Annotated in this window: 15 protein-coding genes and 1 pseudogene; 10 read left to right on the top strand and 6 right to left on the bottom strand. The window is 38.3% G+C overall.

The genetic code is table 11. The features are described from left to right. Together QL998_RS18790 and QL998_RS18785 are read right to left on the bottom strand one after the other, a co-directional pair. A partial coding sequence (locus QL998_RS18790; protein ID WP_182198119.1) for a transposase domain-containing protein occupies positions 1–154 on the bottom strand: 154 nt, incomplete at its 3' end. A gap of 130 nt (positions 155–284) precedes the next feature. Beyond that, positions 285–1145, bottom strand: coding sequence for a mechanosensitive ion channel domain-containing protein (locus tag QL998_RS18785; protein ID WP_024604667.1), 861 nt, complete (start codon positions 1143–1145; stop codon positions 285–287). 201 nt (positions 1146–1346) lie between these two features. Here QL998_RS18785 and QL998_RS18780 point away from each other — a divergent pair, with 201 nt between their 5' ends. The 5 genes from QL998_RS18780 to QL998_RS18760 all read left to right on the top strand — a co-directional run bounded on the left by QL998_RS18780 (position 1347) and on the right by QL998_RS18760 (position 7088). Beyond that, positions 1347–1556, top strand: coding sequence for a hypothetical protein (locus tag QL998_RS18780; RefSeq protein WP_024590275.1), 210 nt, complete (start codon positions 1347–1349; stop codon positions 1554–1556). 210 nt (positions 1557–1766) lie between these two features. Next, entirely contained in the window at positions 1767–3902 is a 2136-nt protein-coding gene (locus tag QL998_RS18775) for a M3 family metallopeptidase (protein ID WP_290193266.1), read from the top strand. 117 nt (positions 3903–4019) lie between these two features. Then, positions 4020–4865, top strand: a complete 846-nt coding sequence (locus QL998_RS18770) for a carboxylate/amino acid/amine transporter (protein ID WP_290193265.1) — start codon at positions 4020–4022, stop codon at positions 4863–4865. A gap of 74 nt (positions 4866–4939) precedes the next feature. Beyond that, positions 4940–6271 (top strand): glycerophosphodiester phosphodiesterase family protein, encoded by a 1332-nt coding sequence (locus QL998_RS18765; protein WP_290193264.1) that lies wholly within the window; start codon positions 4940–4942, stop codon positions 6269–6271. A gap of 82 nt (positions 6272–6353) precedes the next feature. Next, positions 6354–7088: a dienelactone hydrolase family protein gene (locus QL998_RS18760; RefSeq protein WP_024597042.1), complete on the top strand. Its 735-nt coding sequence runs from the start codon at positions 6354–6356 to the stop codon at positions 7086–7088. Between the two features lie 19 nt (positions 7089–7107). On the opposite strand, the gene QL998_RS18755 is transcribed toward QL998_RS18760, so the two are convergent. Then, complete coding sequence (locus QL998_RS18755) at positions 7108–8031, bottom strand: LysR family transcriptional regulator (protein WP_024597041.1); 924 nt, start codon at positions 8029–8031, stop codon at positions 7108–7110. Positions 8032–8188: 157 nt separating this feature from the next. Here QL998_RS18755 and QL998_RS18750 point away from each other — a divergent pair, with 157 nt between their 5' ends. The 5 genes from QL998_RS18750 (at position 8189) to QL998_RS18730 (ending at position 14331) form a co-directional block, all read left to right on the top strand. Further along, positions 8189–8872, top strand: coding sequence for a type 1 glutamine amidotransferase domain-containing protein (locus QL998_RS18750; RefSeq protein ID WP_182196857.1), 684 nt, complete (start codon positions 8189–8191; stop codon positions 8870–8872). A 116-nt stretch (positions 8873–8988) separates the two neighbouring features. Next, positions 8989–9570 (top strand): rhomboid family intramembrane serine protease, encoded by a 582-nt coding sequence (locus QL998_RS18745; RefSeq protein WP_182196859.1) that lies wholly within the window; start codon positions 8989–8991, stop codon positions 9568–9570. An 87-nt stretch (positions 9571–9657) separates the two neighbouring features. Further along, complete coding sequence (gene yghU / locus QL998_RS18740) at positions 9658–10503, top strand: glutathione-dependent disulfide-bond oxidoreductase (protein WP_138489477.1); 846 nt, start codon at positions 9658–9660, stop codon at positions 10501–10503. Between the two features lie 262 nt (positions 10504–10765). Beyond that, positions 10766–12706, top strand: coding sequence for an EAL domain-containing protein (locus QL998_RS18735; protein ID WP_290193263.1), 1941 nt, complete (start codon positions 10766–10768; stop codon positions 12704–12706). 500 nt (positions 12707–13206) lie between these two features. After that, positions 13207–14331: a VCBS repeat-containing protein gene (locus tag QL998_RS18730; RefSeq protein WP_290193262.1), complete on the top strand. Its 1125-nt coding sequence runs from the start codon at positions 13207–13209 to the stop codon at positions 14329–14331. Positions 14332–14661: 330 nt separating this feature from the next. On the opposite strand, the gene QL998_RS18720 is transcribed toward QL998_RS18730, so the two are convergent. From QL998_RS18720 to QL998_RS18710, 3 genes and pseudogenes are all read right to left on the bottom strand, one after another. Beyond that, positions 14662–15117: a hypothetical protein gene (locus QL998_RS18720; protein WP_182196861.1), complete on the bottom strand. Its 456-nt coding sequence runs from the start codon at positions 15115–15117 to the stop codon at positions 14662–14664. Positions 15118–15129: 12 nt separating this feature from the next. Next, the gene (locus tag QL998_RS18715; protein WP_182196862.1) at positions 15130–15405 is read right to left on the bottom strand and encodes an EF-hand domain-containing protein; all 276 of its coding nucleotides are present in this window, start codon (positions 15403–15405) and stop codon (positions 15130–15132) included. 59 nt (positions 15406–15464) lie between these two features. Next, positions 15465–15561, bottom strand: a pseudogene (locus QL998_RS18710) (IS5/IS1182 family transposase); the annotation flags it as partial.

The raw sequence follows: 15561 nt of genomic DNA, 5'->3' as shown, positions 1-15561 counted from the left end.
CAAGCTCAGCAGGTAACTTACGTTTGCGAATACTTGCTTTATCGGTCTGCTCGAGCACATTAGAAATCCACTCAAGAGGGATATGTTTCTGAAATGTAGATAAAGAGTCAGGAGTGGCGAATATATCCGTATCAAGTAACCAATGACTAAGCATAAAAATACCCTCATAATCAAAAGATGATAAGGATATTGTGAAGCAACCAAAAGATCGGTCAACCGATCAAAAACACCTTAACTGATCGGTGTTAGCCCAAGAGCGACTTTTAATATTTACTATATTTGAGCTATGAGCGCTTAAAAGCAATTTCACCATCTATATGAATATCGCGCTGTGGAAACGCAATCACTACATCATGCTTTTCAAATACAGCATAAATACTAAAACGAATATCACTGCGTACTTTTCTAAGCATGGTTTCAGACTCGGCACATACCCAAAAAATAGCATTAAAGACGAGCGAGTTATCTGCAAAGTCATCAAACAATACCGACGATTTTGGATTAGTCAAAATAGCCTCATGGTCATCAAGTACTTGCTGAATTAACTTTTTAACCAGCAGCACGTCTGATCCATATGCAACGCCTACACTTACCGATGATCGTGCATTACCATCAATCAGTGTCCAATTTGTTACTGTGTTTTCTAAAAGCTGAGAGTTAGGTATAAGCATATGAACACCGTCATTTCGACGAATACGTGTAGAGCGTGTATTAATCGTCTCTACCACGCCTTTTGCATTGCCCACTTCTAAAAAGTCGCCAATACGTATTGGTCTCTCCCACATTAATATCCAGCCACTAATGAAGTTATTAATTATATTTTGCGCACCAAAGCCTACGCCAATAGCTATCGCACCTGACACAAAAGCAAATGCAGTCAGCGGTATGCTTAATACCTCTAAAGATGTAAAAATTAAAATTGCGATACTTAAAATAAAGTAAATACGTGTGAATAAATGCACGGCATCTTGGCTTAATTTTTTTGCCAATAACGTTTTTGTTATTAGCTTGCCAACGCGTGTAACAATAAACCAAATAGCGAAAAGTATTAAAGGCACTTGAATAATTTTTGCTACGGTAATGTGTACATCGCTGTAACTAAATACAACAAAGGCAAGAATTTGGTTTATGTGTTCTAAGGTCATTTATTTTCCAAAACAAGCAAAGGAGCGCTTTAAATTTAAATCACTGTAAAGTAAAAGCGGTTCAGTGTTGGGTAAGTTTAGCAGTCATAATATAACTAAAACGCCAAGTTAATAAGTTCAAAATGCTTTTTATGAACAATTTATTAACTCTTTATTGCACCGAGTGCTATATAAATAGTGTACAAGCACTGGAGATCACATATGACACAACTTACTTTAAATCAAAGACTCGCTACTTTGCAGCCACAGGTAGACTTACATTTATTTGAGAGCAGCCTAGATTATCGAAATAAAATTTTGTGCCTTCTTGCAGAGCAAGAGCAAACATTGGCATCTATTAACAAAGAGTTTGGCCAACAACAACCTAGCAACTTTGGCTCTGAGAGAAAATTTGTACTTGGATATAATTAAGCAAATTATTACTCAACGACTTGATTAAGTAGCTCAAGTGTTTACTTTTAGAGCTACTTTTACCTCCCTTAAAGCTAAATATTAGCTAATTTGCGTTCAAATCCCGCTTAATACCGATAAACTTTATTGTATAAACCCCAAAATTTGATAAGTTAACTAGGTTTTTCGACTCGCAAAGCCTATTCCGGCTAATCTTTCTATGGAGTTATTATGCGTAAAACCCTGATCGCCACTACTATTGCTAGTGCTTTAATATTATCTGCCTGTTCATCTAACGATACACAAAACATGGCAAAAGAAGGCGCAGCACAAGTGCAAGACATGAACGCAAACAATGTTTTATTTAAGCCAAGCCCATTGCAGTATATGGCACCAGAATTTGATAAGTTTGGTACAAAAGATTACGAAGCTGCATTTGATGCAGGTATCGCTCAGCACACAGCACAAGTAAAAGCGATTGCTAACAACCCTGCTCCTGCAACATTTGAAAACACATTAGTTAAAATGGAGTTATCAGGTGAGCTATTAAATCGCGTATCAGCTGCGTTTTATAACTTATCTGGCTTAATTTCAGATGCTGAATACCAGCGTATTGATGAAAAAATGGCACCTGTATTATCTGCTCACTCAGATGATATTTACCTAAATGGTGCTTTATTCAAACGTGTACAAACAATTTACGACAACCAAGATAAATTAAACGCAGAAGACAAACGCCTAGTTGATTTTTACTACAAGCAATTTGTAAAAGCAGGTGCTAAATTAAACGACGCTGAAAAAGCTAAAATGCGTGAAATTAACTCAGAGCTAGCTCAGCTATCTACTGCGTTTTCACAAAACATTTTAAAATCGTTTAAAGAAGACGTTATTGTAGTTACAGATAAAAGTGAATTAGCGGGTCTTTCTGAAGGTGATATTGCAGGCCTTGCAGCTTCGGCTAAAAAAGCGGGCAAAGACGGCTACATGATCACTTTGGTAAATACAACGCAACAACCAATTTTATCAAGCCTTGAAAACCGTGACCTACGTGAGCGTATTTTTAAAGCCTCTGCAAACCGTGCAGCAAAAACTAACGGCCCTATTATTATTAAAGAAACCAACCTACGCGCTCAAAAAGCAGAGCTTTTAGGCTACAAAGATTGGGCTTCTTATGTAATGACTTCACGTATGGCACAAACAACTGATAACGTTTACGGCATCCTTGATGACCTAGCACCAAAAGCAGTTGAAAAAGCTAAAATTGAAGCTGCAGCAATTCAAAAAGTGATTAACGATTCAGGCGAGAGCTTTGAGCTTAAACCGTGGGATTGGACTTTTTATGCTGAAAAAGTACGTGCAGAAAAGTACAACTTAGACCCAGCACTTGTTAAACCATACTTTGAAATGCAATCGGTTATTCACGATGGCTTATTCTTTGCAATGAACAAACTGTACGGTATTACGTTTAAAGAACGTAAAGATCTTCCTGTTTATCATGAAGATGTAACCGTATACGAAGTATTTAACGCTGATGGCAGCGCTATTGGTTTATTTTACTTAGACCCATATGCACGTGAAGGCAAACGTGGCGGCGCATGGATGAGTGCATACGTTAGCGAAAGCGGCTTAAAAGGCACCAAACCTGTTATTTACAATGCGCAGAACATTCCAAAACCTGCTGCAGGCGAGCCTACGCTAATGACATTTGATGAAGTGTCTACTATGTTCCATGAATTTGGTCATGCTGCTCACGGTTTATTCTCAGATGTTAAATACCCAAGCCTAGCGGGTACTGCAACGGCGCGTGACTTTGTTGAATTTCCGTCACAAGCAAATGAAGATTGGATGATTGAACCAACAGTACTTGCAAACTATGCGAAACATTACAAAACAGGTGAGCCAATTCCACAAGCTTTACTTGATAAAGTACTTGAATCGCAAAAATTCAACCAAGGTTACGGCACTACTGAGTATTTAGCAGCAGCACTACTTGATATGGAATGGCATTCATTTGGTTCTGATAAGAAAATTACTGACGTTCAAAAGTTTGAGCAAGACGCATTAGAAAAACACGGTATTGCTTACTACCCTGTTCCACCACGTTACAAATCAAACTTCTTTAGCCACACATTTGCAGGTGGTTATTCAGCGGGTTACTACGCGTACCTATGGACTGAAGTGTTTGCAGCAGACGCCTTTGCACATATGGAAAACAACGGCGGCTTAACACGTAAAAACGGTGATAAGTTCCGTAAAGAAATCCTATCAAAAGGTAACAGCCGCGACTTAATGCAAAGCTACATTGAGTTTAGAGGTCAAAAACCAACTACCGACGCACTACTTAAGCGCCGTGGTTTAGTTGAATAATTAATAACTTAGTTTATTAATTATTGCTTTATAAAAGCCCGCTTGCGGGCTTTTATTGTTTATACATTAATTTATAACAGATAAACTGCTGCCATTAATTATTTAGAGACGACGGCTATGCGGTACTTATTTCCAGTAACTTTACTTTGGGCATTTTCATTTAGTTTAATTGGCGTGTATTTAGCAGGTCAGGTTGACGCATGGTTTAGTGTGTTAATTCGCATAGCACTAGCAACCCTCGTATTTTTACCATTTTTAAAGTTTAAACAAACCCCTAAACCTTTAGCCTTAAAGCTCATGCTGATTGGCGCTATACAACTTGGTGTTATGTATAGCTTTTACTACCACTCCTTTTTATTTTTAAGCGTCCCCGAAGTACTGCTATTTACAGTAATGACTCCTTTGTACATTACCTTGCTAAATGATGCATTGAACAAACATTTTAACCCACGCTTTTTTATAGTCGCACTTATTGCTGTAATTGGTGCAATTACCATTCGTTACGAAAACCTAAATAGCAATTTCATAATTGGCTTATTATTAGTTCAAGGTGCGAACATAAGTTTTGCTGTAGGCCAAGTAACCTATAAACGCTTAATGATGAACAATCAGCTTGATGATAAAACCGTATTTGGATGGTTTTTTATAGGCGCACTTATTATTGCCACAATTTGTTATGCATTATTTGGTAATTCAAATAAATTACCAACCACTTCTACTCAGTGGGGCATATTGATTTATTTAGGGGTTGTTGCATCAGGCCTTGGTTACTTTATGTGGAATAAAGGCGCAACACTCGTCAACGTTGGAGCTCTGGCAGTCATGAATAACTTACTTATCCCAGCAGGGATTATTGTTAACGTGCTTATTTGGAACAGAGACGCTGACATAGTTAGGTTAAGTATTGGTGCAGCTATAATGTTAGGTGCATTATTGGTCAATCAAATGCTTAATAAAAAGTAAATTAATAAACTTGTAGCTAAATTGTCATTAATAATAATTAAGGTAGTACAAATTTTACTTTTTAAGGATAAACAATGAAACGTATTACCTTACTTACAGGCTGTATATTGTTAGCCACACTTGCTGGCTGCGACGACGATGTAGAAATAGTAGAAAAAGAAGTGGTTGTTACCAACACCGAAGTTGAGATTGTTGAAGTACCGACGCCTGTTATTGTAGAAGTACCAAACGGTGATGCGCCAGATATTCAACTAGGCACTCGTCCGTATTATTTAGTCAATGATATGAGCGACAGCGCTTTAAAAACAAAATTAGAGTCATGCAGCGAAGGTCCTTTTTACCGCACCGATTTTTCTATTGGTCATCGCGGTGCATCAATGCAATACCCAGAACACACTAAAGAAGCCTACATTGCTGCAGCTAGAATGGGCGCTGGCATTGTTGAATGCGATGTTACATTTACAAACGACAAAGAGCTTGTTTGTCGCCACTCTCAATGCGATTTGCATACCACAACTAATATTTTAGCCATTCCTGAACTTGCAGCTAAATGCAGTGTGCCATTTACACCAGCCAACCCTGCTAATGGTATTGCCGCTTCTGCAAAATGTTGTACCAGCGATATAAGCTTAGCGGAGTTTTTAACCCTTGAAGGTAAAATGGATGGTGCAAACACTAATGCAACGACCGTAGCCGATTACATGGATGGCACACCAAGTTGGCGCACTGATTTATATGCCACCAACGGCACATTGATGACCCATAAACAAAGCATTGCACTGTTTAATGAGCTAGGTGTAAAAATGACACCAGAGCTAAAATCGCCACAAGTAAGTATGCCATTTGATGGAATGACACAAGAACAATATGCGCAAAAAATGCTAGACGAGTACACGCAAATGGGTGTGCCAGCCTCAAAAGTTTATCCGCAATCATTTAACCTTGAAGACGTAAAATACTGGATTAACAATAACCCTGACTTTGCAGATAAAAGCGTTTACCTAGATGGACGTGACAGTGAAGCCGGATTTGATCCAAGTAACCCACAAACATGGCAACCGGGTATGGATGAGTTAGTGGCTGATGGGGTGAAAATTTTAGCTCCTCCAATTTGGATGATGCTAACAATAGATAACGAAAGTAATATTGTGCCATCGCAATACGCTATTGACGCAAAAGCAGCAGGTTTAAAGCTTATTGCATGGAGCCTTGAGCGCTCGGGCCCGCTTAATGAAGGTGGAGGTTATTACTATCAATCAATTGCTGATGTTATAGATAACGATGGCGACATGATGACAGTAGTCGACGTACTCGCAAAGGACGTGGGGGTAATGGGTATTTTTTCAGATTGGCCGGCTACGGTAAGTTACTACGCCAGTTGTAATAAAATGCCTGCCAGCATTTAAAAAACCATTTCAGCGGTCGTTTATTCTGCTGCGCTCAGTTACCATAAAGAAAGAGTCTAAACCTTTTTAACTGAGCGCTTTTATGATCATCCAACAACATAATGCTGACTTGCCAACACCGACAGGTTTAATGCGAACAACTGTATATCGCCCTCAAGCGCAAGGACAGTTCCCTGCTATCATTTTTTATTCTGAAATATTTCAGCAAACTGCCCCCATCGCACGCAGCGCAGCTATTTTAGCAAGCCATGGCTTTGTAGTGTTAGTGCCTGAAGTGTTTCATGAGTTAAACCCTATAGGCACTGTGCTTGCTTATGATGATACAGGTAAAGACAAAGGCAATGCCGACAAGTGGGCAAAGCCACTTGAGCACCACGACAGTGACACACAAACTATGATCGACTTCATTAGATTACAAAGCTATTGCACAGGCTCCGTCGGCGCAATGGGCGTATGTATTGGCGGTCACTTAGCTTACAGAGCGGCACTAAATCCTGAAATTAATGCGGCTTTTTGTTTATACGCAACTGATATTCACAGCAATACATTACCTGCGCAACCTGGAAATAACTCATTCGAGCGTATGGCTGATATACAAGGCGAAATTCACTTTATATGGGGCAAACAAGACCCGCATGTGCCAAAAGAAGGCCGCGCTAAAATATACCAGCAATGCGTAAGCACAGGCATCAATTACCAGTGGCAGGAAGTTAACGCACAGCATGCCTTTATGCGTGATGAAGGTGAGCGATACGATGCAGCCCTTGCGATAAATATGTATCAACAAGCGGTGGCATTATTTAGCCGAACTTTATAAATGCTGTAAAAACTACTCATTAAGTACTTTTCAGCATACCTAAAGCGGTATGCTGTTTTACAAAGTATGCTTTTAAGTAATCAATAAACAATCGTAGCTTTTTAGAGCCCGCAGCCCCTGGCGGAAATACCCCGTAAAGCTCAATATCTTTGCTTTTATAATCATCTAATATTATTTCAAGCAGTCCAGCTTGCACTTTTGGCCACGCATCGTAAAGCGGAATACGCCCAATGCCATGCCCTGCTTCAACAAAAGCAGTACGAGCAGCGGCATTATTGGTGCTTAAGGCGCCTTGCATTGTAATATCGTGTTTTTTGCCATCTTTTTGAAGTGTTAATGTTTTACTGCCCAATTGATAAACGACCCATTGGTGCTCTGCTAGCTCTAAAGGCGTTTTAGGTTTACCAAAATGTGCAAAGTATTCAGGCGCGCCACAAATACAAGTGCTCATTGTAGTCAGCTTGGTTGCCTGCAAGTTGGAGTCACTCAGTGCCACGCCCCTAATTGCAAAATCAAACCCATTTTTAATAATATCAACCACATCGTCAGTAAGCTGTAAGTCTATTTGAATTTTAGGGTATTGGCGCTTAAACGTATTTATTGCAGGCACAATTAACTGCATTCCCACATTTACTGGGCAACTAATTTTAAGTAAACCTTGTGGCTCGCTCTTTATATTTTCTATTTGCTGATTAGCCGCATTAGCTTGTTCGGTAATTATTCTACAACGCTCATAATAAGCAATGCCTGCTTCAGTGAGCGCCATGGTACGGGTTGAGCGATTTAATAAAGTAACTTCAAGCTGCGTTTCTAATTTTTTTAAATGATAACTTGCAACTGCTCGCGTAAGCCCTAGCTGTTTGGCAGCAGCGGTTAAGCTGCCCTGCTCTACAATTTGTGCAAATACAACCATGCTCTTTAACTGCTCAAACGACACTTTCATAAATGCTCCGTAGTGTGTTTTAAATTCAACCTTTTTATTGTATCAATAATTAAATCAATAAAGTTAAATTTATCATCGTTGTTTAAAGCAGTGTTAGTGCATATAGTAATTGGTAAGCAAGATAAACTAATTCAAATCATCAGAAGGAATATATTCAATGTCTAAAAAAATACTTATGGTTCTTACATCTCACGCAGAACTTGGTAACACTGGCGAAAAAACAGGTTTTTGGGTAGAAGAATTTGCAGCCCCTTATTACGCATTTGTTGATGCAGGCGTTGAAGTAACATTAGCGTCTCCAGCTGGCGGCCAACCACCCATTGATCCGACAAGTACACTTGCCGATTTTCAAACAGATGCAACAAAACGTTACGACGCAGACAGCGCGGCGCAAACATTAATGGCAAACACTAAAGTGTTGAGTGAGGTTAAATCTAGCGATTTTGACGCTGTATTTTACCCAGGCGGTCACGGTCCATTATGGGACTTGGTTGACAACACAGATTCAATTTCACTTATCGAAAGCTTTGTAAAAGAGCAAAAACCTGTTGCTGCGGTATGCCATGCAAGTGCTGCATTTTTAAATGTTAAAGATGCCGATGGCAATGCATTAGTAGCGGGTAAAAAAGTAACTGGTTTTACTAACTCTGAAGAAGCTGCAGTGCAACTTACCGATATCGTGCCATTTTTAGTTGAAGACGAGCTAATTAAAAAAGGTGGTGATTATCAAAAAACTGACGACTGGGGTGTATTAGCGCTAGAAGACGGTTTAGTAATTACCGGCCAAAACCCAGCAAGCTCTGAACTAGCTGCAAAAAAACTATTAACTAAATTAGGTTAATAGTGAGTAATAATTAAAATTAAGCACAGCATTTTATGCTGTGCTTTTTTAATTGCTTTTCATTAGCAAATACAATTCCTATACTGGCAACTCTTAAAGTCAATTAGGGCGATTATATGGCAACCAAGCCAACCACACTGTCATTACTAACTAGTACCCGTTTCGCAATATTTAGTATTGTTGTTATTTGCTCCGTACTACAAGTGATCAATAGTCTACCTGGCATAAATCTTAATGGTTTAGGCATATATCCACGCAGTATCCAAGGATTAATTGGCATACTATGCGCACCTTTTTTACATGGTAGCTGGTGGCACTTTGCCAGTAATATGATCCCATTTGTAGTATTAAGTTGGCTAATTTGCCAGTACAGCGTAAAACGTTTTTATAACGTATTTATTTTTACCGCTCTAGTCGGTGGACTTTTAGTTTGGGCATTTGGGCGCAGTAACATACATGTTGGTTTAAGCGGTGTTATATATGGTTTATGGGGCTTTATTCTATGCTACGGCTTAGTAAGACGCTCATTAAAATCAATTATAATTGCAGTTGTAGTGGCTATACTTTATAGCGGTTTTATATGGGGTGTTTTACCTCAGCGCTATCATGTATCGTTTGAAAGCCATTTATTTGGAGCGCTAAGCGGGTTGTTTTTAGGTTATAGATTAGCAAAAGCCGATAAATTAAAAGGTCGGTAAATTAAATATTTAGGGCCTTTAATTAATTTTTTATGGCCACATTTATGAGTAAGTATTAAACATTTCCATTTAACATTGAGGTTATTTATGAGTGATCAAAACGAATACACGCCACCGAAAGTATGGACGTGGGAAAGTGAAAGTGGCGGTAAATTTGCCAGCATTAACCGCCCAATTGCAGGCGCGACTCATGACAAAACTCTACCTATTGGCGAGCACGCATTTCAGCTTTATTCTCTTGCTACGCCAAATGGCCAAAAAGCTACAATCATGTTTGAAGAGCTTTTACAGCTTGGTTGCACCGATGCAGACTATGACGCATATTTAATAAACATAGGTGATGGCGATCAGTTTGGATCTGACTTTGTTGATATTAATCCAAACTCAAAAATCCCAGCGCTAATGGATCATTCAACCACACCACCTACTCGCATCTTTGAATCAGGTTCTATTTTACAGTATTTGGCTGAAAAATTTGATGTACTCATCCCTAAGGATTTAAAAGCTAAAACAGAGTGTCGTAACTGGCTATTTTGGCAAATGGGCTCAGCGCCATACTTAGGTGGTGGGTTTGGTCACTTTTATAGTTACGCACCAAGTAAAATGCAATACCCTATTGATCGTTTTACTATGGAAACTAAACGCCAACTTGACGTGTTAAATCGTCATTTAAGCGAAAATGAATACATGGCGGGTGATGAATACTCAATTGCCGATATTGCAATTTGGCCCTGGTATGGCTCGCTTGTTTTAGGCGACTTATATGACGCAGCTGAATTTTTAGATGTTGCCTCATACACTCATGTTGTTCGTTGGGCAAAACAAGTTGCTGATCGCCCTGCTGTAAAGCGCGGCCGCCGCGTAAATCGCACATGGGGCCCTGAAGAAGATCAAATGGCAGAGCGCCATAACGATAGTGATTTCGAAGGCTAAATCTACTAAACAGCAAGTAAAGTCGTTAACACTTTAACCTGCTTGATAATTTTAAGGCTCAAAATAAATATTTATTTTGAGCCTTTTTACTTTTTAAACTTTTTTTATCCCTTCCGTAAACTATATTTACTTTTACATTAAAGTTTTATTTAGCTGCGTAAAAGCTTATTAAGCTCTTTGTATTACCAGTATTGCATTGGTGGAATTTGCTAAATGGTTTACTTAATTCCCTAGGGGTTGTTTTTGAAAAAGGTTTTAATTAGTGCCATATAACAATTTAAGTAATAATGAGCGAAAAGAAGCGCTCAAAATTTTATACTCAAATGCTATTTCCGGAATTGCAGTCTCTGTATTAGTCAGCGTTGCTTTGGTATTTGCTTTTGATATAAATAATGAGGAAGCAAACCACGATAAAATAGTATGGTTAGGCATAATGATGTGCGTACTTACTTTACGAATTATTGATTTGGGTCTTTTTTTTAAAGATCAAAATTCTAGCCAACCTTACAATACACATTGTTATTTAAATCGCTTTGCTATTGGTTGTATATCAACAGCCGTATCTTGGTGTGGCTATGCTCTTTGGTTTCACAGCACTTCATCTACGGTGGAAGTTACTACGACCATTGCTATTTTATCAGCGCTTGCAGGAGGCTCTGCAAATCTGCTTTCAGGAAGTCGAGTAACCGCTGTACTCTATAGCATTATTTTATTGGCGCCCTACTCTTTTTTATTAACCTTTTCTAACGAAAACTACAACTCTGTCCTCGGTATTTTAGGCCTAGCATTTACTGCTATTATGGTGGCTTCATCGTACAAATCAGCCACATTTACACACAGCGCAATCAAGCTCAAAAACCAAAACAGAGAGCTGCTTAATGAAATGGAAAACAAGGTTGAGCAACGCACAGAAGAAATTTACCGTTTATCGAATACCGATCCACTTACAAATCTATTAAACCGAACCGCATTTTTAAAAAATGCAAACAGACAACTAGCAGACAACCCTCAAGAACCCTTTGCTTTATTATTTGTAGATTTAGATGGGTTTAAACAAATAAATGATTCGTTGGGTCATAAAGTAGGCGATAAAGTATTAAAAGAAATAGCACGAAGAATTAGTAATGTATGCAATCAACAGCTATTTAAATGCCGATGGGGCGGGGATGAGTTTTTAATTTTAGCAACGTATCAAAAACAAGCTGAGCTTATCGAGTTTGCAGATAAAGTACTTCAAAGCATTGGTGCCGAGCATGAAACATATAAATATCAAAAATGGGTATCTGCAACTATTGGTATTGCCATGTATCCTGAGCACGGGAGTGATTTTAATACTTTAATTCGCTCTGCTGATACTGCAATGTATCACCAAAAACGCATCGCGAAAGGTAATATCAATATTTATAACGATTCACTCAAATTAATACAAGAAAGGGAGTATCTTTTGAGTCAACGCCTAGCCAGTGCCATAGAAGAAAATAGTTTAAGGCTAGTATTTCAACCAATTGTTGATAGCAAAACCTCAAAAGTAACCTCTTTTGAATCATTATTACGCTGGCAACTAGATGGTGAAAATATTTTCCCTGTTGAATTTATAGCTATTGCCGAGCAATACGGTTTAATAACCGAGTTAGGTATTTGGGTAATAGAACAGGCATGTATACAAGCAACAAAATTAAGTCACTTACAACCACAAATTGCTATAAGCGTAAACGTATCGGTTATTCAGCTACAAGATCCTGATTTTGTATCTAAGGTATTAAAAATAGTAAATCGCCACCAGGTAGAACCTAAAAACCTACACATAGAAATTACTGAGTCAGTATTTGCCGAGGATAAACTCACATTTTTGACAGCCGTTAAAGCACTACAAAAACAAGGCTTTTGTATTTCAATTGATGATTTTGGTACAGGCTACTCATCACTATCAAGCATGCTTGATATTGGTGTAGATATAGTAAAAATAGACAGAAGCTTTATTCAAAATATGGATAAAAGAGGGTTAAGTATTATTCATGCAATTGTACAAATGGCCTCTACTTTAGATTTTACTGTTGTTGCAGAAGGCGTTGAAACTATTGAGCAAGCAAACACACTCACTAAAATTGGTGTATCTCACCTACAAGGTTATTACTTTTCAAAACCGATGGAAGTAGGTTTTGTAGATGCTTATTTAAATGAGCAAAATAAGCAATGTAGTTAATAACCAAACACTTCTAAAAGCGCTTAGCTACCATATGAGTTATGCGCAACCTTTCTTATTAGGGCCTGTTTATTTTTTGAGGTTTAATTTGCAGTAGACTGTTTGGTATTTAAGCAAGGTAGAGCCGATGAAGTGTGGTTACCCCCATAACCAGTTGATGACGTAGCATAAATGCCAAACATGCGCTGTCCGAAGGGTTCTGCCTAGGGAGATTGACTCTTTGTTACTAGGTTACAAACCTCGCGCCGCGATTAAATCGTCCTTAGATTGAACAAGTTTCAATCCTTAAAGGTCAACAGCCCCTCCCTAAAACATAATCTTACAATTGCTTACACCCAGTACATAGTAATTAGCGTAGGCTAAATATAATCCAACTTACATATGTATATTACGTTTAAACGAAAAAGCCCCAACGCTGGATAGTAGGCAAAATTATGCACTGACGCTGCTTAAATAATAAAAACTTTAACGATACAACTAAATATAAAAAAGGAATTTGCATGATAAAACCACTTTGCTATTCACTCATCACTTTACTTACCCCCATAAGCGTTATAGCTCAAACAATGGCATTAAAAACAACGGATGAATTAGTATCAACCGATTCAGAGATTTTATTTGCATATAATAAAGAATCAAAACAATTAGAAGCCATCAATTTACTTACACTTAGTAGTGAACTTGCTTTACCAAAAAACGCCATCGGGTTTGATGTGGCAACACTTGCTAACATCACCGATAAACAAGCACTCGTACTAACAAGTGATGGCGTATATAAAGCCCAAACAGGTAAACCAACATTGTTGTTTAATTATGAGTCGGTTCTTAATCAATTAAAAATAGATAAATTTGAAAAAGTAGACTTTGTTTTCGATGCTAACAATGACGGTCTAAGCGATATTTTCATTCCAGGGTTAGCAAGCAGTACTTTATACATTCAAAATAAAGATGGCAGCTTTAAGCCTAACCAATTTAAGCAAACGCCTAAGTATGAAGGCCGCTTTTCAGGAAAAGGGCTTTCTTTAGAAGTTAATATTAACAATAAACCTGTCGTTATCGATTTTAACCACGACGGATTAAACGACCTGGTTTTTTCAAATGACTTTGGAGCAGATGTACTACTTGCTAATTCAGAGGGCTTTGAGCAAAAGCTTACCTCAATTGATTTTAGCATTGAGCTCGGCGAGCTAAGCAATGGCGAGACCCGCAAAATAAAGCAAATTATTGATATTAATAACGACGGATTTCTAGATTTTACAACCAGACAGTTTAAGCCTACACAAGGTATGGACTCGCTAGATATAAAAATAGCACATACTTTGTACCTAGGGAGTGCTAAAGGTTTTACTAATACACCCATTACCTTATTTGAAACACAGGGCCCTAGTGAGTTATTGCTCAAAACTGATTTTAATAATGATGGCTTAATTGATTTACAAAAAATGGACTTAGATATTGGCTTAGGTACTATCGCATCTATGGCATTAGGCGGTGGCAGTACTGATGTAGATTTAGAAATGAATCTTTATAAGCAGCAACCCGACGGCTCATTTGCCAATAAATCGAGTATTGAACTTGATTTAGAAATGGAAGTGGGGATGAATCAGAACCGGCTCTCTATTTAGGTGACATTAACGGCGACAGCTATATTGATGCGGTATACAAATACAGTAAAAAAACGCTGTATATTTATTATGGAGAGCAAGACTCACTGCTAAATGATAAACGCAAAAAATTAAAGCTAACGCTGCCTAAAAATAATAAAGATATTCTTCTGGTAGATATAAACCAAGACGGTAAAAAAGATTTTGTATTTAAATTTACCGAAGAAGATGGCACCAGCAAAATAGAAACACGATTAAATTAAGCCAATAAAAAAGCCCAACAGAATTAACCGTTGGGCTTTGGACTTAAGACTTTCGAGTAACAGTCAGCTTTACTCTAAGTAATAACACCTAAGCAGTTACATTTAGCAGTGAATCGCCTTCACTTAAACCAAACTTCTCTTGCACTGATGCAAGGATTGATTCTTTATCTTCATCAGACAACTGGTTTGAATACTCAGTTAAGAGCTCATCTAAGTAGCTCACTACCTCGTCTGTATCGACTGATTCTAATGAGTTTTGTGGCGGTGGCGGCGGTCTTTGACCTTCAGCTCTTCCTGCATCACCAATGCTTTTAGCATCAAACTCGAGTTCGCCCATTAAATCAGCAAGCTCTTTTGTTGGTTCAATACCTTGTTCTTTAAATGCCGCTTGAATACTTTGCGCATCGTCGCTAGTTAAGTTTTCTGCATCAAACTGTGCAAGCGTTTCTTTAACAAAATCGCTTTGCTCTGTTGTTAATTTTGCAGCTTGACTACTTTGTTGCGGCATAAAACTCGCAGAGCTGCTGCCAATATTATTAATCATTTTAGTATCCTTTCAACGTTCACGGCGAGGTGGTTTATGATCGCTAAGCTCTTGTTCAGTAATTTCGCCATTACCATCGGCATCTATAGAATCAAAAATTGTTTGTGCATCACCGTGCGGCGGTTTTTTAGCACTAAACTCTTCAAAGCTAATTACGCCATCACCATCAGTATCAATAGTTGAAAAGTCAGGTTTTTCAGGAGGATTGTCACCGCCTCGAGCAGCTACATTAGCTGAAAAAGCAATAGATAATATTGCCACAGTGGCAAGAGTTGAAAAATGCTTCATAGTAATAACCTCGTATTTAAGAATTAAACTAGGGGCTGTTGATCTTTGTAGTACATATATCAATCAGCCCACATTGGTAGCCACATCATAGTAAATGCTAAAGCGAGCATTGAATGATAATTTCGTTCAAGCTTTTCATACCGCGTGGCTATCCCT

The sequence above is a fragment of the Pseudoalteromonas sp. APC 3691 genome, assembly GCF_030408135.1.
GTDB lineage: Bacteria > Pseudomonadota > Gammaproteobacteria > Enterobacterales > Alteromonadaceae > Pseudoalteromonas.
This window is presented reverse-complemented; position numbering and strand designations above follow the sequence as displayed.